Here is a 20678-nt window from a genome sequence, read left to right as displayed (position 1 = left end):
CTCGCGTCGGCTCAGCGCGTGAACTTGAGCACGTTGGTGCGGGTGAGGCCCCACTCCTGGTCGAGCGTGAAGCCGACCGCGCCGAGCTGCTCGGTGACGCGAGGCCGCCAGTCCTGCTTGTCGCTCGTGATCAGCCAGACGACGTCGAGGTCGTCGGTGCGGTCGAGCACGTCGCCGAGCGGGTACTGGGTCTCCCAGAGGCCGTCGGTCTCGTAGCCGGGCGTCTCGAGCGTGAAGTCGGACATGCCGCGGAAGGCCTCGGGGTAGGTGTCCTGGATGATGCGCGACGTCGCCTTGGGGTGGCGTCGGACGGGCCCGAAGACGACCCCCTCGCGGGTGCCGGGGGCCTCGGTCGCCCGCTCGCCGGCGACGAGGTCGGCGACCTGGTCCCACGCGGACGAGTCCTTCGCCTCGGGCTGTCGCTGCTCGACGTACGTGGGCGAGGTCAGCACGACGGCGACGAGCAGCACCAGCGCGATCACGCGACGCCACGGGATCGCCGCGACGGCGACGGCCATCGTCATCGCGATGGCGGGCGTGCCGAAGGTCAGGTAGCGCGGCGAGTACAGCGGGTCGACGACGAGGGAGACGCCCACGAGGCCGACGGTCGGCACGACCATCCACGGCAGCACGACCTCGGCGAAGCCGCGGGCGGCGGGCACGAGGCGGAGCGACAGCACGACGAGGGTCGCCCCGGCGCAGACGAGCGCGAAGACCGCGAAGTTCTCGTTGCCCTGGAACCACTGCGTCACGAGCACACCGCGGAGCGTGCTGAAGCTCGGCCGTTCGATCCAGCTGACCTGGCTGTTCTGCGAGGCGATGAACCAGGCCAGCGGCAGGCTCGCCAGGCCGGCGACCCCGGCCCCGGCGAACCAGCCGAGCAGCGCCCGGCGCGACGACCGCACGGAGGTGGCGCCCGACGCGGGCACGACGGCGACGGCGCCCGTGCGTGCCCACTCGTCGACGGCCGCGCGCTCGGCCGCGTGGTCGCGGCGGTCGCGCAGCACGCGGACGAGCATGGTCAGGGCGTGCCCCACGACGAGCAGCGCGATGTAGAGGAAGAAGGCGCAGGCGACGACGGCGAGCAGGGCGTAGCCGACCCACCAGAGCGTGATCGACCGGCGGGTGCGGGCGTGGCCGTCCTCGGCGGTGCGTCGTGCGGCCACGACGAGCACCAGCGTGAGCGCGACGGCGAAGAGCGCCGAGAGGGCGTACGAGCGGCCCTCGCCGCCCATCCAGGTCACGCGCGGCAGCAGCACGAAGAGCAGGCCCGCGACGACGGCGGTGCGCCGGTCCACGAGGATGCGGGTCAGGGACACCGTGAGGCCGGCCGCGACGCCGGTGGCGAGGGCGCTCGGCACCCGCAGCGACGTGGGCGAGTACGGGAACACGTCGAACCAGAGGTGCATGAACGCGTAGTAGGCGGCGTGCACGAGGTCGACGGTGTGGATCATGGCCCAGAGCTGGCCCCAGGTGCGGGTGGCCGAGACGACCGTCGCCGCCTCGTCGTACCAGACCGACGGCACCCAGAGGAAGGCGCCGGAGACCAGCGTGGCGAGCACGCCGATCAGCACCGCGTCGGTGTGGCGACGGCCCCGGAGGCGCGCGGGCGACGAGCGCGTCGGCGGCTGCTCGGGCTCCGCGTCGCGGGTTACTGTGGGCGGGGTCGTGTCGTCCGCGGCCGTTCTCCGGAGGTCTGCCATGTCGTCACTGCCCCCTCTCGTCTCGGTCGCGTCGGGCTCGTCGGGGCCGGTGGCCGGGGACGAGACCGACGAGCGCTGGTCGCGCACCGTGCGGCTGCCGGGCTTCGGCCTCGAGGCCCAGGCCCGACTGCGCGCGGCTCGCGTGCTGGTCGTCGGCGCCGGCGGTCTGGGATCTCCGGCTGTCCAATATCTCGCAGCCTCGGGTGTGGGGACGCTGGGAGTGGCCGACGACGACGTCGTCGACCGGTCGAACCTACAGCGTCAGGTGCTCTTCGGACCTGGGGACGTGGGCCTGCCGAAGGCGCGGATCGCCGCCGAGCGCGTGCGGGCGACCGCCCCGGAGACGCACGTCGTCGTGCACCCCGTCCGGCTCTCGGCCGACACCGCCGCGATCCTCGACGGGTACGACGTCGTCGTCGACGGCAGCGACTCGTTCGACACCTGCTACGTCGTCGCCGACGAGGCCGCGGCCCGGGGGCTGCCCGTCGTCTGGGGCAGCGTGGCCCGGCTGGACGGCCAGGTCAGCGTCTTCTGGGACGCCGCGCCCGACGGCCGCGACGTCGACTACCGCGACCTGCACCCGTCGCCGCCGTCGGGCGGCTGGGACGAGTCCTGCGCCGACGTCGGGGTGCTCGGGCCGCTCTGCGGCACCGTCGGCTCGGTCATGGCCAGCGAGGTCGTCAAGCTCGTCACCGGCGTCGGCGAGCCCCTGCTCGGCCGGGTCGTGACGATCGACGCGGGCTCGGCCTCGTGGCGCGAGAGCCGCCTCCGGCGTGCTCCGCACCGGGCCCGGGAGCGGGCGGCGGCGAACGAGGCGCGGACGGCCAGCGCCGCCGGGGCGCTGCGCGACGGGCACGAGGAGGCGCGGGCCGGCTCGCCGACACCGCTCGCCGACCAGCCCCGCGGCACCCGCAGCCCCGACGTGTCCGCCGACGAGCTCGCCGAGCTGCTCGCCGCACGGGACGCCGGCGAGGCGGCGTTCACCCTGCTCGACGTGCGCGAGCCCGACGAGCACGACTTCGCGCACCTCCCGGGCGACGTGCTCGCGGCGGGCCTCGGGGTCCGCACCCGTCAGAGGCCCGAGCTCGACCCGGAGCTCCCCGTCATCGCGTACTGCGCCCGTGGCCCGCGCGCCCGGGCGGCCGCGGAGCTGCTCGTCGCCGACGGGTTCGACGTGGCCGTGCTCGACGGGGGCATGCTCGGCTGGCAGCTGCGCGCCTCCTCGGCCGCCCGCCCCTGACGAGCGCTGCTGCGGTGCTCTGCCGGCGTCCTGGGCTCAGCCGCCGGCGAAGGGCGGCATGACGTCGACCACGTCGCCGTCGGCCACGACCTGCTCGCGGTCGCGCGTGGTCACCCCGTCGACGAGGAACGAGCAGCGCAGCAGCACGTCGCGCCAGTCGGCTGCCGACGTGCCCTCGACGGGACGCACCTCGGTGAGCAGCCGCCCGATGGTCGCGCTCTCGCCGTCGGGCACCTCGACGACCTGCTCGTCGCGGCCGACGGCGGCGCGCGCGGCGGCGAAGAACCTCAGGGTCGTGCGGGTCACGGTCAGCCTCCGATGGCGCTCATGGTGCGGACGGGCTGGACGAAGTCGTCGCGGTCGATGCCGTGCGAGGCCGGCTTCGCCCACATCGCGCCGCGCCAGAGGTCGGCGAGCTCGGCGTCGCTCGCCCCGGCGCGCAGCGGGTCGCGCAGGCCGGTCTCGGCGTCGCCGAAGAGGCAGCTGCGCACGCCTCCCTCGGCGGTGAGGCGGGTGCGACGGCAGTCGCCGCAGAACGGCTCGCTGACCGACGCGATGATGCCGACGGTGCCGACGAGGTGGGACTCCGCGCCGAGGCCGACCGCGTCGAACCGCTCCGCGGGCGCACCGTCGCGCGGGGCGGCGTGGGGGCTCAGCACGAAGCGCTCGGCGAGTCGGCCACGGATGTCGTCGGCCGTCACGAAGGAGGCGCGGTGCCAGGTCCGGTCCGCGTCGAGGGGCATCTGCTCGATGAAGCGGAGCTCGTGCCCCCGGTCGAGCGACCAGGCCAGCAGGTCGGCGGCCTCGTGGTCGTTGACCCCGGGCAGCAGCACCGCGTTGATCTTGATCGGGGTGAGCCCGGCGGCCGCCGCGGCGTCGACGCCGGCCAGCACCTTGTCGAGGAACGGGCGGCGGGTCAGCGTCTCGAACGTCTCGGCGTGCAGCGAGTCGAGCGACACGTTGATGCGGTCGAGCCCGGCGTCGGCCAGCGCCCGGGCACGCTGCGCGAGGCCGATGGCGTTGGTCGTCAGCGAGATGTCCGGTCGCGGCTCGAGGGCGGCGACCCGTCGCACGATGTCGACCAGGTCGGCGCGCAGCAGCGGCTCGCCGCCGGTGAACCGCACCTGGCGGACGCCGAGGTCACGGACGCCGATGCTCACCAGCCGGACGATCTCGTCGGCGCTGAGGGCCTGGTCCTTGGGCAGCCAGGGCAGGCCGTCGGCCGGCATGCAGTAGGTGCAGCGGAGGTTGCAGCGGTCCGTGAGCGACACGCGCAGGTCGGTCGCCGTCCGGCCGAAGCGGTCGAGCAGGCCGGGGGCCGAGTCCGACCCGGGACGCGGCGGCAGCGCGGCGCCCGTCTCGCCCGCCGCGAGACGGCGGGGGATCGTGGGCAGACCGAGCGAGACCGTCATCCCCTGAGAGTAGGCGACGCCGCCGTGCGCCGCTGCAAGCCGCTGGCCACCGCCGTGCCCCGCTGTCGGTCGGCATGAACCGCGAACCGAACGATGAACTGAGAAAGAACGCGGTTCATGGTGCGGTTCGCGGTTCATCACGGAGTCCGACCCCGGCGCTCACGCTCACGCGATCGTGACGCGCCCCGGGTCGAGCAGCAGCCCGACCCGGTCGCCGCGCCGCAGCCGGGCGCCGTCGGCGGTCGCCAGGGGCAGCTCGGCGACCGCCGAGAGCGACCCCTGGTCGGTGACGACGGTCACCGCCAGCCGCGAGAGGCGTTGCTCGACGCTCACGACGCGCGCCGGGATCGGGACGTGTGGGGCGCCTCCTGCAGCTTGATCGAGCCCGCCGAGCCTGTCGACGCCGTCGGGCCCGCCGGGCCCCACCAGCGTCACCGCCTCGACCGGCAGCGACACCCGCGCGGGCCCGTCCGCGAGGGGCCGCGTCGACGAGACCGTGAGCCCGCCCGGCAGCAGGGCGCGAGCTCCGCGGCCCGTCGCCGACGACTCCGTCGGCGTCCACACCGTCGCCCCGGTCAGCGACGCCACGTAGGAGGTGTGGGGGTCGGTCAGCACCTCGGTCGGGGTCCCGCGCTGCACGACGACGCCTCCCTCGAGCACGACGACGCGGTCGGCGAGCGCGACGGCGTCCACCGGGTCGTGGGTGACGAGCAGCGTCGCGACCCGCACCTCCTGCAGCACGTCGGCGAGCGCCGTGCGCACGGCCGGCCGCTGTTCGGCGTCGAGGGCCGCGAGCGGCTCGTCGAGCAGCAGGAGGCGCGGGTCGGCAGCCAGCGCCCGCGCCACCGCCACGCGCTGCGACTGGCCGCCGGAGAGCTCCGAGGGTCGGCGACCGGCGAGCGACGCGAGGCCGACCCTGCGGAGCTCGACCTGCGCCAGCTCGCGGGCCGCGCGGGCGCGGACGCCACGGCTGCGGGGGCCGAAGGCGACGTTCTCGAGGGCGGTGAGGTGCGGGAACAGGCGGTGGTCCTGGAAGACGGTGCCGACGCGTCGGTCGCGGGCGGGGACCCGGACGACCGGCCCGTCGTCCGCACCGGGCCCGTCCAGGCCGTACCCGTCCCGGCCGTACCCGTCCAGGCCGTACCCGTCCAGGACGTGTCCGTCGACGACCACCCGCGACCCGGCGGCGGGCAGCAGGCCCGCGAGCGCCCCGAGCGCGGACGACTTGCCCGCGCCGTTCGGGCCGAGCAGGGCGACGACCTCGCCGGGGGCCACATCGAGGTCGAGCTTGAGCGCGAACGAGCCGCGGACGAGCCGCAGCCGAGCGCTGAGCCCGCCGCCGCCCTCGCTCACCGCGTCCCCGTCGTCAGCCACCGGTCGCGCAGCAGCAACAGGACCCCGACGCCGACCGCCAGCAGCAGCAGCGAGATCGCGACGGCGCTCTCGGGGTCGCTCTGCTGGGCCAGGTAGACGCTCGTCGGGAGGGTCTGGGTGCGTCCGGGGAACGTCCCCGCGAAGGTGATGGTCGCGCCGAACTCGCCGAGGGCCCGGGCGAAGCAGAGCACGGCTCCCGCGGTGACGCCGGGGGCGACCAGGGGCACCGTCACCCGCCGGAACGCGTACCCGCGCGACGCCCCGAGCGAGGCGGCCGCGTCGTCGAGCCCGCGGTCGACGCCGCGCAGCGCCCCCTCGACGCTGAGCACGAGGAACGGCATCGCCACGAACGTCTGCGCGATGACGACGGCGGCGAGCGTGAACGGGATCGTGACGCCGAGGGCCGCGTCGAGGGGGCGGCCGAGCAGGCCGTTGCGCCCGAGCAGGTAGAGCAGCGCGATGCCGCCGACGACCGGCGGCAGCACGAGCGGCACGGTCACGACGGCCCGCAGGAGGCGCCGCCAGACCGGCGGCCAGGTGTCGCTGGCCGTGAGGAGCCACGCGAGCGGGACGCCCAGCAGCAGGCTGATCGCGGTCGCGAGCAGCGCGCTCGTGACCGACACCCGCAGGGCGTCGAGCACGGTCTCGCTCGCGAGCCGCTGGGCGAGGGTCGACCACGGGGCACGGACGAGCAACGCCACGGCCGGCAGCACGAGCAGCGCCAGCCCGACGAGCGCCGGCACGAGCACGGCGACGGGCAGGCGCCGGTCACGCAGCGCGTCGCGGCCGTGCGGCCGGCGCGCATCGCGGGGCCTGCGCCGGTCACGGGGGAGGCGGCGGTCGAGCCGACCGGTACGGTCGCGCCGGTCGGGGAGCAGCTGCACGGCGACCGGGTCAGCCGACCCGGAAGCCGGCGTCGGCGAGCGCGTCCTGACCGGTCGACGACAGCACGAAGGCGAGGAACGCCTCCGCGAGGTCAGGGTTCGGGGCGTCGGCGAGGCGAGCGGCGAGGTAGGAGGTGGTCGGGGTCGACTCGTCGCCCACCGCGATCCCCTCGACCGAGTCGCCGGCCGCCGCGACGTCGGTCTCGTACACGAGTGCTGCGTCGACCTCGCCGAGCTCGACCTTCGTGAGGGCGCTCTTCACGTCGGGCTCGAGCGTCGCCGGGGTCACGTTGACGCCCTCGGCCTCGAGCACCGTCGTGGCCAGCGCGCCGCAGGGCACCTCGGCCGCGCACAGGGCGACCGTCACGTCGGGGGAGGCGAGGTCGGCCAGTGATGTCACGTCGCCGGGGTTGCCGGCGGGGACGGCGATCTCCAGGGCGTTGCGCGCGAACGTGGCGGGCTCGCCCTCGGCGAGGCCCGCGTCCGTCACGGTCTCCATGGTCGCGGCGCTGGCGCTGAAGAAGTCGTCGACCGGCGACCCGGCGACGATCTGCTGGGCGAGTGCCGAGCTGCCGCCGTAGCTGATCGTGACGGTGGTGCCGGGGTTCGCGGCCTCGAAGTCGGCGGCGAGGGCGTCGAAGGTCTCCGTCAGGGAGGCGGCGGCCAGCACCGTGATCTCGCCGGTCGGCGCGGCGGCGGGGCTCGCGACGGGGGTGCCCGAGGCGGTCGGGTCGTCGCCTCCGCCCCCGGAGGAGCAGGCGCTCAGCACGAGCAGTGCGGCGGCGCCGGCGGCGAGGGCGAGGGGCACGCGGGCGAAGGCCGTGCGGGCAGGAGGCGTGCCTGCGGAGGAGGCGCGGGTGCGGCGTGCAGTCGTCATCGAGCGGTCTCGCCCTCGGTCTCGGTGGGCGCGGGCGCCGTCTCGCCCAGCCGCCCTAGCGTCACGCTGACGTTCGTCGCCTTCGCGCTCGCGACCACGGGGCTGCCGACCTCCAGCCCCAGCTCGTCGGCCGCCTCCCTGCTGATCAGCGACACGACCCGGAACGGTCCGGCCTGGACGTCGACCTGCGCCATGACCGTGTCCCGGACGATCGCCGTGACGATGCCCGTGAACCGGTTGCGCTCGCTGACGACCGCGCCCGAGGCGTCGCCTCCCGCACCGCTGCGAGGAGGCGCGGCGTGCGCCGCCTGCTCGCTCGCGACGCGGGCCAGCTCCGAGCCGACGACCGCGAGGCGTCCGCCGGGGCCCGGCACGAGCTCGAGGCGTCCGGCCTCGGCCCAGCGGCGGACGGTGTCGTCCGAGACGCCGACCAGTGCGGCGGCCTCGCTGACGCGGTACAGGGTCTCCGGCATGCGCCGAGCCTAGCGGCTTCGGCCCGCTGCTGCGGCGTCAGTCGGAGATCGCCGCCGCACGTGAGTCTCCGCGGCCGACGAGTCGTCGCAGTCGACGGGCGTCGCAGACGACGACGTCCCCCAGCCGCTCGGACCAGCCCGGCCCGGCCCGCCAGATCGACACGAGCAGGATCACGAGCACCGCCGTCGCCAGCGACGCCCGCTGCAGGGCCATGTACGGCTCGAGCTGACGCACGAGCAGGGCGAGCGGGATCGCGAGCCACTCCCACCGCCCCGTCAGCGCGACGAACGGCACGAGCAGCAGGGCGTACCAGGGGTAGCGCGGGCTGACGGCCACGAGCACGACGCCGATCATCACGAGCTGGCCGAGCCAGGGGCTGCCGACCGGGGTCTTCACCCAGACGAGGGCGGCCGTCACGGCCAGCAGCAGCGCGACGACGGGCGTCGTCCACGCGTCGGGCAGGAACGCGGACATGAAGACGAACCGGGAGCCGTCCTCGTAGCCCTCCTCCGTGAGGTAGCCGGGCAGGTAGCCGAGCACCTGCCAGCCGGTCGTGGCGACGTACGGCACGTAGAGCAGGGCGAACGTGACGATCGAGGCGACGACGACCTTCGCCGGCTGACGGCGCAGCAGGGCAGGAGCGGCGATCGCCGGGATGAGCTTGGTCGCGACGGCGGCGCCGAGCGCGATGCCGCCCCGCCAGCGCCGGCCGGTCGCGACGAGCAGCGTGGCCGCGACGACGAGCACGGCCCCCAGCAGGTCGACGTGCGAGTTGGTGATCCCCTCGCCGACGACGAGCGGGCACCAGCCCCAGAGAGCCGCCCAGCGCGGGTCGAGGCCGCGGCGGCGGAGGGTGACGACGAGCGCGACGGTCGTGCCGAACACGAGCAGCGCGCCGGTGAGCTGCAGCGGGAAGAAACCGACCTCGGGGCCCACGAGGGCCCGCACGCCGGCGAAGTACAGCTCGGCCGCGGGCGGGTAGATCGTCGGGACCTCCGGCCGGTTGATCGCCGTGCAGACGACGTCGCCCGTCTCGGTGTCGTAGGCGCGGTGGATCTGCCGGTCGGGCTGGCTGCACCGCTCGCCGATCGTGCCGTCGTCCCGGGTGAAGGGCGCCGACTCCGGGAAGATCCAGTCGGGACGCAGGTCGCGCAGCTCGCCCGAGTCGGGGGTGTGCGCGTACGGCGAGACGCCGTTCACCTGGACGATGCCGTCCCAGGCGTAGCGGGCCGGGTCGGTGCTCGTGTTCGGGTCGCCGACGAGGGCCGCGCCGCCGACGAGGGCCGTGCCCGCGAGCACGAGCGCCGTGACCGCCCGCGCGGGCACCCGGCGCAGCAGCAGGAGGGCCACGACGAAGAAGGCCCAGCACACCGCGGTCCACACCACGTAGGAGGCGCGGAGCTCCTCCCGCAGGAATCCCAGCTCGAGAACGCCCCACGCCACGGACGCCGCCAATCCGGTGACGGCGACGGCCGCGAATAGAGTACGCACCTGTCCAGTCTGGTCGACACCGGCCTGGGAGTCCGCGACCGCGCACGGCCGAGCCGAGATGAACCCCATGAGACGCCTGCTCCTCACCCTCCGCACCGCGGCGTCGTCGCCGGTGCGGAACGCGCGCTCGGCGACCGTGCTCGGGCGGCTGCTGGCCGTCGCGTTCCTGGTCTGCCTGCTGACCGGCCTCTACAGCCACTTCCTGCAGGAGCCCGCATCGTGGATGCGGTTCCCCACCTCGCCCGTCTGGCTCTACCAGGTGACGCAGGGCATCCACATCACGGCGGGCATCGCGGCGATCCCGCTGCTGCTCGGCAAGCTGCACGCCGTGTTCCCGCAGCTGTTCCAGCACCCTCCGGTGCGGCACCCGGTGCAGGTGCTCGAGCGCGCCTCCATCGCCCTGTTCATCTCGACGTCGGTGCTGCAGCTCGTCACGGGCCTGCTCAACACGTACCAGTGGTACCCGTGGCCGTTCCCGTTCAAGCAGGTGCACTTCGCCCTGTCGTTCGTGATCATCGGCTCGCTCGCCGTCCACATCGCCGTGAAGCTCCCGCTGATCACGCGCTACTGGCGGGCCCGCGACAGCTACGACGCCGACGGCCGGTTCGTCGAGCCGTCCGGCGAGCTCGACCCCGCGCGGGCCGAGCACGAGGCCGTGCGCGAGCTCGCGCGGATGCGCCGCGACGACGCTCCGACCTCGGCCCGGCAGCCCGCGGCGGCCGATCCCGCAGCCGCGCAGCCCCGCGGGCTGGTCGGCCGCGTGACGCGCTGGATCGACGACGCCCGCGAGCCCGAGCGCGACCCTGCCCGCAGCCGCGTGTCGCGCCGGGGCTTCTTCGGCGCGATCGGCGCCTCGACCGTCGGTGTCGTCGCGCTCACCGCCGGCCAGTCCTTCACGCCGCTGGAGCCGCTCAACGCCTTCGGTCCCCGCCAGCGCGGCATCGGCCCGAACGACCTGCCGGTGAACCGGACCGCCTCGGCCGCCAAGGTGCTCGAGACCGCGATGGACCCCGACTGGACCCTCACGATCGCCCACGGCGAGCGGACGATGGCCTTCACGGCCTCGGACCTGGAGGCGATGGCCCAGGGCGACGAACGCCTCCCGATCTCGTGCGTCGAGGGCTGGAGCCAGACCGCGCAGTGGCGCGGCCCGCGCCTCGTCGAGCTGATGGCGCTCGTGGGGGCGCCGTCCGACCGATCGCTGCGCGTCACGAGCCTCGAGGAGAAGGGCGGCTACCGCGTCATGCTCATGGGCCCCGAGTACGCGAACGACCCCACCACGCTCGTCGCCCTCGAGGTGAACGGCGGCCGGCTCGACATCGAGCATGGCTACCCCGCCCGGATGATCGCCCCCGGGCGTCCGGGAGTCCTGCAGACCAAGTGGCTCAGCCTGATCGAGGTGATCTGATGACGCGCTCGTCGGCCGTCCCCGCCGTCCCCTCCTCCGCCGCCTCCGGGTCCGGCGCCTCCGGGCGCGGCGTCCGCGTCGCCCGGGCCGTCCTGGTCGTCGTCGGCGTCGCCCTGATCGGCCTCGGCGGCTGGGTGCTCACCGAGACCGTCTCGCCCACCCGCTACGGCGGGCTGCTCGTCTGGCTGATCGGCGCCGTGATCGCGCACGACGCGATCATCGCCCCGGTCGTCGCCGGGATCGCCCTGGTCGTCGGGCGGACGGGGCGACGGATCACCCCGGCGGTGCTCGCGATCGTGCAGGTCGGGATCGTCCTCGGGGTCGTGCTGACGCTGGTCGTCGTGCCCGAGATCATCGCGAAGGCGCGGGGGCCGAAGAACGACACCGTGCTGCCGTTCGACTACGGCGTGCGGCTCGGCGTGGCCTGGCTGGTCGTCGTCGTGCTCACGGCGCTCGCCGTGGTCGCGTGGACCGTGCTGGCCCGCCGCCGCGAGGCGCGCCGCGCGGCCTGACGCGCTCGTCCTGGCGGTCGCGGCAATGTCGCTGTCGCTGTCGCTGTCGCTGTCGCTGTCGCTGTCTCGGCCTCGGCTGAGGCTACGCGGGGGCGACGAACCGACGTGATCTTCCGCGTCGGTTCGTCGCTCGCGCGTCGGTTCCTGGCCTAGGAGGCGCGGACGAGCCGGCAGAACGTGCGGCGGCCGACCGACCAGGTCTGCGACACGCGCAGGCCCGCGGCGGCGGCGTGCCGGCCGAGCGCCTCGCGGCCGACCTCGGCCCACGGAAAGGTCGCGCTCGCGCGGCCCTGCTCGTCGACGACCTGGGCGTCGTAGGCGACGTCGGCTGCCGGGTCGGCCGCGGTCTCGACGACCACGGACCCCGTGGGGGCGACGACCGAGGAGGCGCGGGCCACGAGGGCGGTCGGGTCGCCGCCGATCCCGATGTTGCCGTCGAGCAGCAGGGCGACGTCCCACGTCCCCTCGCCCGGCAGCGCGTCGAAGACCGAGCCGGCCACGACGGGGAGGCCGGCGTCGACGGCCATGGCGACGGCGGTGACGGAGACGTCGACGCCGAGGGCGCCGAGCCCGCGGTCGACGGCTGCGCGCACCATCCGGGCGGGGCCGCAGCCGATGTCGAGCACGGAGGAGGCGTCGAGGATGGTGCTGAGGTCGGCGACGTCCGCGCCGCGGCTCCAGCGGGCGACGTCGAACGCGTCGACGTCGACGTCGACGTCGACGTCGGCCGGTGCGTCGAGCGCGACGGCAGCCGAGCGCGAGCCCTGGCGGGCGGTGCCCGGCGAGCGGACGAGCTGGAGCCGCCCCTCGCGGCGGAGGGCGCGGGCGTACGGCTCCGCGCCTCCGGAGCCGAAGGTGGGCTGGGGGTCGGCGGTCATGGTCACGAGAGGGTCTCCTCGGGGGTGGGCCGGGAGGCGTCGGGACCGCCTGCGGTGGTGGTGTCGAGTCGACGCAGGGCCTGCGCGAAGAGGGTGTCGGGGCCGGCTGCCGCGGCGAGCCGCGCGTCGTCGATCGTGTCGACGTCGACGAGCTCGGGCAGGGTGCGGACGCGGAGCCCGGCCTCGGCGAGGCGGCGCAGCTGGTGGGCCCCGGTGTCGTCCTGCGACATCGGGACGCCGCGGAGCAGGTCGCCCGTGGGCCGCTCGAGGCCGAGCGCCCAGAAGCCGCCGTCGTTCGCCGGGCCGAACCAGGCGTCGACGTCGTCGGCCGGCTCGTCGAAGGCAGGGGCGAGGTCCGCGACCGTGAGCTGCGGGGTGTCCATGCCGACGAGCACGGTGCGGCCGTCGACCTCGTCGAAGAGGGCTCCGAGCCGTGCGTCGAGGCCGCCGCCGATCTGGTGGATCACATCGAAGTCTTCGGAGCCGGGCGGCGTTCGGTTGCCGTCGAAGAGCAGGACGCGTCGGCTCGCGGGCAGCTGGCGCACCACGGCGAGGGTGTCCTGGATCGCGGCGGCCGCCACCTCGGCGGCCTGCTCGAGGGTCAGGGGAGGGTGCAGGCGCGTCTTGACCTTGCCCGACAGGGTCTCCTTGCAGATCACCACGACGGTCGTCATCGGCCTGCCTCCCTCAGCAGCCGCGACATGTCCTCGACGGCCCGGACGGTGCCGCGGATGGTGCCGGTCACCTTGCTGCGGCCGACTCGCGGCGAGTACGGCACGTCGAGCTCGTGGATGCGCCAGCCCGCCTCGGAGGCGCGCAGCACCATCTCGAGGGGGTAGCCGCTCCGGCGGTCGAGCAGGCCGAGGCCGAGCAGCCCCTCGCGGCTGGCGACGCGCATCGGGCCGAGGTCGTGCAGGGCGACGCCGGAGGCGCGGCGCATCAGGTGCGCCAGCACGCGGTTCGCGACGCGGGCGTGGAACGGCCAGGCCCCGCGGGCGGTCGGACGTCGGCGGCCGAGCACGAGCTCGGCGTCGCCCGCGAGCACCGGGGCGGCGAGCGTGGGCAGGTCGGCGGGGTCCATCGACGCGTCCGCGTCGCAGAAGGCCACGTAGGGAGCGGTGGCGGCCTCGAGACCGGCGTGGGCGGCGGCGCCGAAGCCGCGCCGCGCCTCCTCGACGACCAGCGCGCCGTGCTCGCGGGCGACGTCGGCCGAGCCGTCCGTCGAGCCGTTGTCGACGACGATGGCGCGCCACCCCTCGGGCAGGCGCCCGAGCACCCAGGGCAGCGCCCCTGCCTCGTCGAGACAGGGGAGCACGACGTCGACCTGGGGACTGCTCATCCTGACGACGATACGGACGCCGCCTTGGGAGGGGCCGTGCCTGCCCCGGACGGGGGGTCGCTGACCCTGCTCGGTCCGCCCGACCTGCCCGGGCAGGGAACACGGGCGGGTCCGTCCATCACGGTCCGTGTCGACGGACCGTCGACGACGAACTCGCCCGTGTCGGCACCCAGGCCGGGGCCAGGTCGGGCTGCGGCGTCAGCTGCCGACGGCCGCCCGCAGCGGGGCCGTCGCGAAGTCGCGCATGCCCTCCTCGAACGACACGGCCGGGCTCCAGCCGAGCTCGTCGCGCAGGCGGGCCGACGACGCGGTGACGTGGCGCACGTCGCCCGCGCGGTACTGGCCGGTGACCACGGGGGCAGGCCCGCCGGCCTCCCGGGCCAGCGCCTCCGCCATCTCGCCGATCGTGTGCACGGTGCCGCTGCCGACGTTGAACGCGCGGAACGAGTCCGGCTGCTGCGCGGCCGTCCAGTCGAGGGCCGCGAGGTTGGCCGAGGCGATGTCGCGCACGTGCACGAAATCGCGTCGCTGGGCGCCGTCCTCGTAGACGCGAGGCGCCTCGCCGCGCTCGAGCGCGGAGCGGAACAACGACGCCACCCCGGCGTACGGGGTGTTCTGCGGCATGCCCGGCCCGTAGACGTTGTGGTAGCGCAGGGCGGCGGCGCGGCCGCCGGTGCTGCGGGCCCACGAGGTCGACAGGTGCTCCTGCGTGAGCTTCGTGATCGCGTAGACGTTGCGGGGGTCGAGCGGGGCGTCCTCCGCGATCAGCTGCGGCTCGAGCAGCTCGCCCTCGGCGTCGCGCGGGTCGAAGACGCCGGCGTCGAGGTCGGCGATGCGACGGGGGGCCGGTCGCTCGGTCTCGCCCGCGCTCGTGCGGTAGCTGCCCTCGCCGTAGACGACCATCGACGAGGCGACGACGAGCCGGTCGACGCCCGCCCGGTCCATCGCGGCGAGCAGCACGGCCGTGCCGTGCTCGTTGCTGTCGACGTAGTCCGGCGCGTCCTGGAAGTCGACGCCGAGGCCGACCTTGGCCGCCTGGTGGCAGACCGCGTCGACGCCGACGAGCGCCGCGTCGACGACCGCCGCGTCGCGGACGTCCCCGTGGACGAAGTCGACCCGGGGGTCGAGCGTGGGCGGGCCGCCGTGCACGTCGGGCCGCAGCGAGTCGAGCACCCGCACGGACCAGCCGCGGCCCAGCGCCTGCTCGACGACGGCCGAGCCGATGAAGCCGGCGCCGCCCGTCACGAGCAGCAGCCCGGGCGACGAGGAGGCGCTGGTCGGGTCGGCGGGAGCCGTCGCCGCGGAGGCGCCCGTCGCGTCGCTCACGACGTCGCCGACCGCACGGGGCGCGCGAGCACCGCCGCGGTCGCGGCCGCCGGGACGAGCTCGCGCGGCGCGTAGTCGGCCGGCAGCCCCGCGACGATCGCCTCGATCGCGGCGACGATGCGCGGCTGGGCCGCGGCGAGGCGGTCCATCACGAGCTGGTGGCTGACGGCGTCGTCGTCGGTGCCCTGCTGACCCTCCTCGGGCGCGAGGCCGGCGTCGCTGTCGGTGACGAACGAGATGTTGACGGCGCCCATGCCGAGCTCGAGCGTGAGGGGCACCTCCGGGTACATCGTCATGTTGATCGTGTGCGCCCCGGCCGCGCGGAACCAGAGCGACTCGGCCCGGGTCGAGAAGCGCGGGCCCTGGATGACGACGCAGGTGCCGGTCGGGGCGAACGGCTCGCCCTGTGCCCCGAGGGCCGAGACGGCGGCGGCCCGCAGCACCGGGTCGAACGGGTCGGCGGCGACGAGGTGCTGCACCCCGCCCTCGACGTCGAAGAAGGTGTCGGGGCGGCCCCACGTGCGGTCGATGAACTGGTCGGTGACGACCATGGTGCCCGGCGGGTACTCGGGGCTGACCCCGCCCACGGCGGACGACGACACGACCGCCTTCGCGCCGAGCGAGGCGAGGGCCCAGACGTTCGCGCGGAAGTCGATGCGGTGCGGCGGCACGGAGTGGCCCTTGCCGTGCCGGGTGAGGAACGCGACCGTCTTGCCGCCCATCTCGCCGATCGTCACCTCGCTCGACGTCGGCCCGTAGGGCGTCTCGACGACGTGGCTCGTCGCCGTGCCGGGCGCGAAGAGCGAGTACAGGCCGGAGCCGCCGATGACGGCGACGTCGACGCGGGGGAGGCCGGGGGACGAGGAGGAGGAGGAGGTATCGGTCACGCTCGCTACGCTATCGACGACCGCCGTGAGAGGAACCCGTGCGCACAGTCGAGCAGCACCAGATCGCCGTCCGGGCGCTGGTGGAGGAGGCGTTGGCGCGGCGTCCTGTGGAGGCCCTCCGCGTCGACCCGGTCCGCATCGCGGCCGAGCCCGACCGGCACCGCCGTCGGGTGCTCGCGGCCGACGTCGTCGCCCCGCTCGACCTGCCCCCCTTCGCCAACTCGCAGATGGACGGCTACGCCCTCGCCGCCCCCGACGCCGCCCGCTCCGGCGACCTCGACCTGGTGGTCGTCGACCCGATCCCGGCCGGCCGCACCGGTCCGGCCCTCCGCCCCGGCACCGCCGCGCCGATCATGACCGGCGCCGCCGTCCCCGAGGGCGCCGTCGCGGTCGTCCCGATCGAGCGGGCCGACCCGCCCGCGTTCCCCGCCGCCGGGAGCACCGCCCGCGTCGGCCTCCGGGGCCCCGTGGCCGAGGGGACCTTCGTCCGCGCCGCCGGCAGCGACGTCTCCGCCGGCAGCGTCCTGCTGCGCGCCGGCACGGTGCTGACCCCGGCGCGCTGGGGCGTGCTGGCCGCCTCCGGGCTGGTGACCGTCGAGGTCGTCCGCCGCCCGCGCCTCCTGCTGGTCTCGACCGGCGAAGAACTGAGCGCGCCCGGTGCCGAGCTCGCCCCCGGCACGATCCACGACGCCAACGGCGCGGGCCTCGCCGCGGCCCTCGTCGACGTCGGCGCCGACGTCGTCGTCGAGCGCGTCGCCGACGACGCGGACGCCCTGCTCGCCGTGGTGGCCCGGCACGCCGGGTCCGTCGACCTCGTGCTCACGACCGGCGGCGTCAGCGCCGGCGCCTACGAGGTCGTCCGCGACGCCTTCGAGTCGGCCGGCGTCGTCTTCGGGCACGTGGCGATGCAGCCCGGCGGCCCGCAGGGCTGGGGCACGCTCGCCCTCCGCGACCACGACCTGCCCGTCGTCTGCTTCCCGGGGAACCCGGTCAGCGCGCTCGTCTCGTTCGAGGCGTTCCTCCGGCCGGTGCTGCACGACGCGACCGGCGTCGGCCCGGCCCGGCTGCACCGCAGGGCGCCGATGGGGGAGGCCGCCGACTCGCCCGTCGGGAAGCACCAGCTGAGGCGCGGACGACTCGACGTCGACGGCAGGGTCGTGCTGGTCGGCGGGCCGAGTTCGCACCTCCTCGCCGCGCACGCCGAGGCGACCGTTCTCGTGCACGTCCCGGTCGGCGTCGACCGGCTCGACGAGGGCGACGAGGTCGTAGTCTGGACGCTCGATGAGTGACGACGCGCACGGCGACCAGCCCGCGTCGACCGGGCAGCAGCCGGTCGGCGACCTCACCCACGTCCGGCCCGACGGATCGGCCCACATGGTCGACGTCACGGGCAAGGCCGAGACCAGCCGCGAGGCCGCCGCGCAGGCCGTGCTGACGACGCGGCCCGACGTCGTCGCCCGCCTGGTCGACGGCACGCTGCCCAAGGGCGAGGCGCTCGGCACCGCGCGCATCGCCGGCATCATGGCCGCGAAGCAGACCCCGGCCCTCATCCCGCTCTGCCACCCCCTGCCGCTCGGCGCGATCACGGTCGACTTCGAGGCCGACACCGGTGCCGAGGAGGCGTCGGTCACCGTCGTCGCCCGCGTCCGGACCCGAGGCGTCACGGGCGTCGAGATGGAGGCGCTGACCGCGGCGACCGTCGCGGCCCTCACCCTCTTCGACATGATCAAGGCCGTCGACCAGCTGGCCGTGATCGGCGACGTCAAGGTGCTCGAGAAGAGCGGCGGCAAGAGCGGGGCCTGGGCGCGATGACGTCGTCGTCGCCGGCCGCCGAGCCGTCCGCCGCGGACGTGCCTGCCGATGTCGCGCGCCGCGCCGTCGTGGTCGTCGCCTCGACCCGGGCCGTCGCCGGGGCGTCGCCCGACCTCACCGGCCCGGTGATCCGCGACTGGTTCGCCGCGCGCGGCTGGCTCGCCGACGAGCCGGTCGTCGTCGCCGATGGCGCCCCCGTGGGCGAGGCGCTCGCCGCAGCGCTGGCGCAGGGCGTCGACGTCGTGCTCACCACCGGCGGCACCGGCCTCACGCCCACCGACCGCACCCCGGAGCAGACGGCGCCCCTTCTCGACCGCGAGATCCCCGGCATCGCCGAGGAGCTGAGGAGGCGCGGCACGGCCGCCACCCCCACGGCCCTGCTCTCGAGAGGGCTGGCCGGCGTCGCCGGCCGCACCGTCGTCGTCAACCTGCCCGGCTCCCGCGGGGGAGTGCGCGACGGCCTCGCCGTCCTCGACCCCCTGATCGACCACCTGCTCGACCAGCTCTCCGGAGGCGCTCATGACTGACTCCCTCGACAACGCACGACCCGTCGAGGGCCATGCCCTCAGCGCCGCGGGAGAAGAGGCAGCCGCCGACGCCGTCCTCGAGGCCGAGGGGGGCGACCCCGACGCGGTGGCGACCCCGAGCGGCCCCAGCGGGCGCGTGCTGCTCGCCGAGGTGGTCGAGACGGTGCTCTCGGCGGCCGAGTGCTCCGTGATCGTCGAGAGCCGCGCCTCCGGGGCGGTCGTGACGTTCGAGGGCGTCGTCCGAGACCACGACGGCGGCCGCGACGTGGCCGCGCTGCACTACGAGCAGCACCCGTCGGCGGGTGAGGTCATGGGCTCCGTCGCCGAGCAGATCGCGGCGGAGCACCCCGCGGTCACGATCGCGGTGCAGCACCGCGTCGGAGACCTCGAGATCGGCGACGTCGCGCTCGCCTGCGCCGTCGCCTCGCCGCACCGCGCCGAGGCCTTCGCCGCCTGCTCGGCGCTCGTCGACCTGGTCAAGGAGCGCCTGCCCATCTGGAAGCGCCAGGCGTTCACGGACGGCCCCGACGAGTGGACGGCGTCGCTGGGCTGAGTGCAGCCGGGCGGCGCTGCTGACGCGGTCCGCCCGCTCAGCCGCCGTCGCCTACCCTTCTGGGGTGGCACACCTACTAGGCGCAGAGAACCTGAAGCTCGAATTCCCGACCAAGGTCGTCCTCGACGGGGTGACCCTCGGCATCGACGAGGGCTCCCGCATCGGCGTCGTCGGCCGCAACGGCGACGGCAAGTCGACCCTCATGTCCGTGCTCGCCGGCCGCCTCGAGCCCGACGACGGCCGGGTCACGACCCGCCGCGGCCTCACGATCGGCATGCTCGACCAGCGCGACGTGCTGCCCGACGACGACACGGTCGGCCGCATGATCGTCGGCGACCGCGACGAGCACGAGTGGGCGGGCGACGCCCGCATCCGCGACGTCATCTCGGGCCTCGCGACCGACATCCCCTGGGAGGCGCGGCTCGGCGACCTCTCGGGCGGCCAGCGTCGTCGGGTGGCCCTCGCGCGCCTCCTCGTCGGCGACTGGGACGTGCTGTTCCTCGACGAGCCCACCAACCACCTCGACGTCGAGGGCGTGGCCTGGCTGGCCGAGCACCTCCGTCGCCGCTGGTCGCCCTCGTCGGGCGCGCTCGTCGTCGTGACGCACGACCGGTGGTTCCTCGACGAGGTCTCGACCGACACGTGGGAGGTGCACGACGGCATCGTCGAGCCCTTCGAGGGCGGCTACGCGGCCTACGTGCTGCAGCGCGTCGAGCGCGACCGCTCGGCTGCGGCCTCGGAGTCGAAGCGCCAGAACCTGATGCGGAAAGAGCTGGCGTGGCTCCGTCGTGGTGCGCCCGCCCGCTCGACCAAGCCCAAGTTCCGCATCGACGCGGCGAACGAGCTGATCGCCGACGAGCCGCCCGCCCGCAACGCCGTCGAGCTGTCGCAGATGGCGACGGCCCGGCTCGGCAAGGACGTGGTCGACCTCGTCGAGGTCGGCGTCTCGTTCGGCGACAAGCGGGTGCTGCACGGCGTCGAGTGGCGCATCGCCCCCGGCGAGCGCACCGGCGTGCTGGGCGTCAACGGGGCCGGCAAGTCGACGCTGCTCAAGGTCGTCACGGGCGAGGTGCAGCCGACGGAGGGGCGGGTCAAGCAGGGCAAGACGGTCAAGTTCGCGATCCTGGACCAGCAGCTCGCCGACCTGCACGAGGTCGCGAACGAGAAGGTGAACGACCTCATCGGCCGGCAGCGCACCTCCTACGTCACGGCCGGCAAGGAGATGACGCCCGGGCAGCTGCTCGAGCGCCTGGGCTTCACCAGCGCGCAGCTGCAGACGCCGATCAAGGACCTGTCGGGCGGGCAGAAGCGCCGCCTGCAGTTCCTGCTCATCCTGCTGAACGAGCCGAACGTGCTCATCCTCGACGAGCCCACGAACGACCTCGACACCGACATGCTCGCCGCGATGGAGGACCTGCTCGACGGCTGGCCCGGCACCCTGCTCGTCGTCTCGCACGACCGGTACCTGCTCGAGCGCGTCACCGACCAGCAGTACGCGGTGCTCGACGGGCAGTTCCGCCACCTGCCCGGCGGCGTCGACCAGTACCTCGCCCTGCGCAAGCAGGCCACGGACACCCAGGGCGGCGCCACCGACCGCCCGACCGCCGTCCAGGGCGCCCAGTCGTCGGTCGCCGCCGCGGCGGCCGCGTCGGGCCTCTCGGGCGCCGAGAAGCGCAACGCCGAGAAGGAGCTGGGGTCGATCGACCGCAAGCTCGCGAAGTCGGCGACCGAGCGCAGCGGCCTGCTCGAGCAGTTCGCGGGCTTCGACCAGTCCGACTTCGACGGCCTCGCGGCGCTGCAGGCGAAGCTCACCGCGCTCGACCACAAGACGGCCGAGCTCGAGGTGCGCTGGCTCGAGCTCAGCGAGCTGCTGGCCTAGCGCGCCCCTGGCGCGGCGGGCTCGCCGAGTGGTCGGTTCCGGTCTCTCGCGAGGCGCGGAACGACAGGAACCGACCAGTCGCCGAACCTGCTCGGATCAGCC

General features: G+C 75.0%; 21 protein-coding genes. 8 read left to right on the top strand and 13 right to left on the bottom strand.

Features of this window, described 5'->3' with window-relative positions; translation table 11 throughout:
* Positions 1-11 precede the first annotated feature (11 nt).
* Positions 12-1703, bottom strand: coding sequence for a hypothetical protein (locus ITJ48_RS10960; RefSeq protein ID WP_194613702.1), 1692 nt, complete (start codon positions 1701-1703; stop codon positions 12-14).
* Here ITJ48_RS10960 and ITJ48_RS10955 point away from each other — a divergent pair.
* A complete protein-coding gene (locus tag ITJ48_RS10955) occupies positions 1702-2943 on the top strand; it encodes a ThiF family adenylyltransferase (RefSeq protein WP_194613701.1) in 1242 nt (413 codons plus the stop codon). The genes ITJ48_RS10960 and ITJ48_RS10955 overlap by 2 nt on opposite strands.
* Positions 2944-2979: 36 nt before the next feature.
* On the opposite strand, the gene ITJ48_RS10950 is transcribed toward ITJ48_RS10955, so the two are convergent.
* From ITJ48_RS10950 to ITJ48_RS10920, 7 genes are all read right to left on the bottom strand, one after another.
* Positions 2980-3249 (bottom strand): MoaD/ThiS family protein, encoded by a 270-nt coding sequence (locus tag ITJ48_RS10950; RefSeq protein ID WP_370544887.1) that lies wholly within the window; start codon positions 3247-3249, stop codon positions 2980-2982.
* A 2-nt stretch (positions 3250-3251) separates the two neighbouring features.
* Complete coding sequence (gene moaA / locus ITJ48_RS10945; RefSeq protein WP_194613700.1) at positions 3252-4355, bottom strand: GTP 3',8-cyclase MoaA; 1104 nt, start codon at positions 4353-4355, stop codon at positions 3252-3254.
* A gap of 165 nt (positions 4356-4520) precedes the next feature.
* Positions 4521-5729, bottom strand: a complete 1209-nt coding sequence (locus ITJ48_RS10940; RefSeq protein ID WP_370544886.1) for a sulfate/molybdate ABC transporter ATP-binding protein — start codon at positions 5727-5729, stop codon at positions 4521-4523.
* A complete protein-coding gene (locus ITJ48_RS10935; RefSeq protein WP_370544885.1) occupies positions 5705-6613 on the bottom strand; it encodes an ABC transporter permease in 909 nt (302 codons plus the stop codon). Before ITJ48_RS10935 ends, ITJ48_RS10940 begins: the two co-directional genes overlap by 25 nt.
* Before the next feature lie 10 nt (positions 6614-6623).
* Positions 6624-7490 carry a molybdate ABC transporter substrate-binding protein gene (gene modA / locus ITJ48_RS10930; RefSeq protein WP_194613699.1) on the bottom strand — a complete coding sequence of 289 codons (867 nt, stop codon included), beginning with the start codon at positions 7488-7490 and terminating at the stop codon, positions 6624-6626.
* Complete coding sequence (locus tag ITJ48_RS10925; protein ID WP_194613698.1) at positions 7487-7963, bottom strand: molybdopterin-binding protein; 477 nt, start codon at positions 7961-7963, stop codon at positions 7487-7489. Before ITJ48_RS10925 ends, modA begins: the two co-directional genes overlap by 4 nt.
* 37 nt (positions 7964-8000) lie before the next feature.
* Positions 8001-9455 carry a glycosyltransferase 87 family protein gene (locus ITJ48_RS10920; protein WP_194613697.1) on the bottom strand — a complete coding sequence of 485 codons (1455 nt, stop codon included), beginning with the start codon at positions 9453-9455 and terminating at the stop codon, positions 8001-8003.
* A 67-nt stretch (positions 9456-9522) separates the two neighbouring features.
* Between ITJ48_RS10920 and ITJ48_RS10915 the strand changes: the two genes are divergently transcribed.
* Together ITJ48_RS10915 and ITJ48_RS10910 are read left to right on the top strand one after the other, a co-directional pair.
* Entirely contained in the window at positions 9523-10863 is a 1341-nt protein-coding gene (locus ITJ48_RS10915) for a molybdopterin-dependent oxidoreductase (RefSeq protein WP_194613696.1), read from the top strand.
* Complete coding sequence (locus tag ITJ48_RS10910) at positions 10863-11375, top strand: hypothetical protein (RefSeq protein ID WP_194613695.1); 513 nt, start codon at positions 10863-10865, stop codon at positions 11373-11375. The genes ITJ48_RS10915 and ITJ48_RS10910 overlap by 1 nt, the downstream gene beginning before the upstream one ends.
* A gap of 149 nt (positions 11376-11524) precedes the next feature.
* Here ITJ48_RS10910 and ITJ48_RS10905 read toward each other — a convergent pair whose 3' ends face one another.
* The 5 genes from ITJ48_RS10905 to ITJ48_RS10885 form a co-directional block, all read right to left on the bottom strand.
* Positions 11525-12253 (bottom strand): bifunctional 2-polyprenyl-6-hydroxyphenol methylase/3-demethylubiquinol 3-O-methyltransferase UbiG, encoded by a 729-nt coding sequence (locus ITJ48_RS10905; RefSeq protein ID WP_194614428.1) that lies wholly within the window; start codon positions 12251-12253, stop codon positions 11525-11527.
* A 2-nt stretch (positions 12254-12255) separates the two neighbouring features.
* Positions 12256-12927, bottom strand: coding sequence for a DUF2064 domain-containing protein (locus tag ITJ48_RS10900; RefSeq protein ID WP_194613694.1), 672 nt, complete (start codon positions 12925-12927; stop codon positions 12256-12258).
* On the bottom strand, positions 12924-13592 hold the full coding sequence (locus ITJ48_RS10895; RefSeq protein ID WP_194613693.1) for a glycosyltransferase family 2 protein: 669 nt from the start codon (positions 13590-13592) through the stop codon (positions 12924-12926). Before ITJ48_RS10895 ends, ITJ48_RS10900 begins: the two co-directional genes overlap by 4 nt.
* 198 nt (positions 13593-13790) lie before the next feature.
* A complete protein-coding gene (locus ITJ48_RS10890; RefSeq protein ID WP_194614427.1) occupies positions 13791-14846 on the bottom strand; it encodes an NAD(P)-dependent oxidoreductase in 1056 nt (351 codons plus the stop codon).
* A gap of 68 nt (positions 14847-14914) precedes the next feature.
* A complete protein-coding gene (locus ITJ48_RS10885) occupies positions 14915-15805 on the bottom strand; it encodes an MTAP family purine nucleoside phosphorylase (RefSeq protein WP_194613692.1) in 891 nt (296 codons plus the stop codon).
* 38 nt (positions 15806-15843) lie between these two features.
* Here ITJ48_RS10885 and glp point away from each other — a divergent pair, with 38 nt between their 5' ends.
* From glp to ITJ48_RS10860, 5 genes are all read left to right on the top strand, one after another.
* The gene (gene glp, locus ITJ48_RS10880) at positions 15844-17094 is read left to right on the top strand and encodes a gephyrin-like molybdotransferase Glp (RefSeq protein WP_194613691.1); all 1251 of its coding nucleotides are present in this window, start codon (positions 15844-15846) and stop codon (positions 17092-17094) included.
* Positions 17087-17617: a cyclic pyranopterin monophosphate synthase MoaC gene (moaC, locus tag ITJ48_RS10875; protein WP_194613690.1), complete on the top strand. Its 531-nt coding sequence runs from the start codon at positions 17087-17089 to the stop codon at positions 17615-17617. The genes glp and moaC overlap by 8 nt, the downstream gene beginning before the upstream one ends.
* Positions 17614-18144 (top strand): molybdenum cofactor biosynthesis protein B, encoded by a 531-nt coding sequence (locus ITJ48_RS10870; protein ID WP_194613689.1) that lies wholly within the window; start codon positions 17614-17616, stop codon positions 18142-18144. The genes moaC and ITJ48_RS10870 overlap by 4 nt, the downstream gene beginning before the upstream one ends.
* Positions 18137-18697: a molybdenum cofactor biosynthesis protein MoaE gene (locus tag ITJ48_RS10865; RefSeq protein WP_194613688.1), complete on the top strand. Its 561-nt coding sequence runs from the start codon at positions 18137-18139 to the stop codon at positions 18695-18697. The genes ITJ48_RS10870 and ITJ48_RS10865 overlap by 8 nt, the downstream gene beginning before the upstream one ends.
* 64 nt (positions 18698-18761) lie before the next feature.
* Complete coding sequence (locus ITJ48_RS10860) at positions 18762-20576, top strand: ABC-F family ATP-binding cassette domain-containing protein (RefSeq protein ID WP_123548043.1); 1815 nt, start codon at positions 18762-18764, stop codon at positions 20574-20576.
* The last annotated feature ends 102 nt before the right edge of the window (positions 20577-20678 follow it).

The organism is Frigoribacterium sp. VKM Ac-2530 (assembly GCF_015350835.1).
Classification (GTDB): domain Bacteria; phylum Actinomycetota; class Actinomycetes; order Actinomycetales; family Microbacteriaceae; genus Frigoribacterium.
The sequence above is the reverse complement of the archived record's forward strand: the minus strand, read 5'-3'. Positions and strand labels throughout refer to the sequence as shown.

Coding starts and splice junctions, on each gene's coding strand:
- ITJ48_RS10955 (WP_194613701.1), top strand. CDS start 1,702: ATGTCGTCACTGCCCCCTCTCGTCTCGGTCGCGTCGGGCTCGTCGGGG.
- ITJ48_RS10870 (WP_194613689.1), top strand. CDS start 17,614: ATGACGTCGTCGTCGCCGGCCGCCGAGCCGTCCGCCGCGGACGTGCCT.
- ITJ48_RS10915 (WP_194613696.1), top strand. CDS start 9,523: ATGAGACGCCTGCTCCTCACCCTCCGCACCGCGGCGTCGTCGCCGGTG.
- ITJ48_RS10865 (WP_194613688.1), top strand. CDS start 18,137: ATGACTGACTCCCTCGACAACGCACGACCCGTCGAGGGCCATGCCCTC.
- ITJ48_RS10910 (WP_194613695.1), top strand. CDS start 10,863: ATGACGCGCTCGTCGGCCGTCCCCGCCGTCCCCTCCTCCGCCGCCTCC.
- ITJ48_RS10900 (WP_194613694.1), bottom strand. CDS start 12,927: ATGACGACCGTCGTGGTGATCTGCAAGGAGACCCTGTCGGGCAAGGTC.
- ITJ48_RS10925 (WP_194613698.1), bottom strand. CDS start 7,963: ATGCCGGAGACCCTGTACCGCGTCAGCGAGGCCGCCGCACTGGTCGGC.
- ITJ48_RS10960 (WP_194613702.1), bottom strand. CDS start 1,703: ATGGCAGACCTCCGGAGAACGGCCGCGGACGACACGACCCCGCCCACA.
- moaC (WP_194613690.1), top strand. CDS start 17,087: ATGAGTGACGACGCGCACGGCGACCAGCCCGCGTCGACCGGGCAGCAG.
- ITJ48_RS10895 (WP_194613693.1), bottom strand. CDS start 13,592: ATGAGCAGTCCCCAGGTCGACGTCGTGCTCCCCTGTCTCGACGAGGCA.
- modA (WP_194613699.1), bottom strand. CDS start 7,490: ATGACGACTGCACGCCGCACCCGCGCCTCCTCCGCAGGCACGCCTCCT.
- ITJ48_RS10905 (WP_194614428.1), bottom strand. CDS start 12,253: ATGACCGCCGACCCCCAGCCCACCTTCGGCTCCGGAGGCGCGGAGCCG.
- moaA (WP_194613700.1), bottom strand. CDS start 4,355: ATGACGGTCTCGCTCGGTCTGCCCACGATCCCCCGCCGTCTCGCGGCG.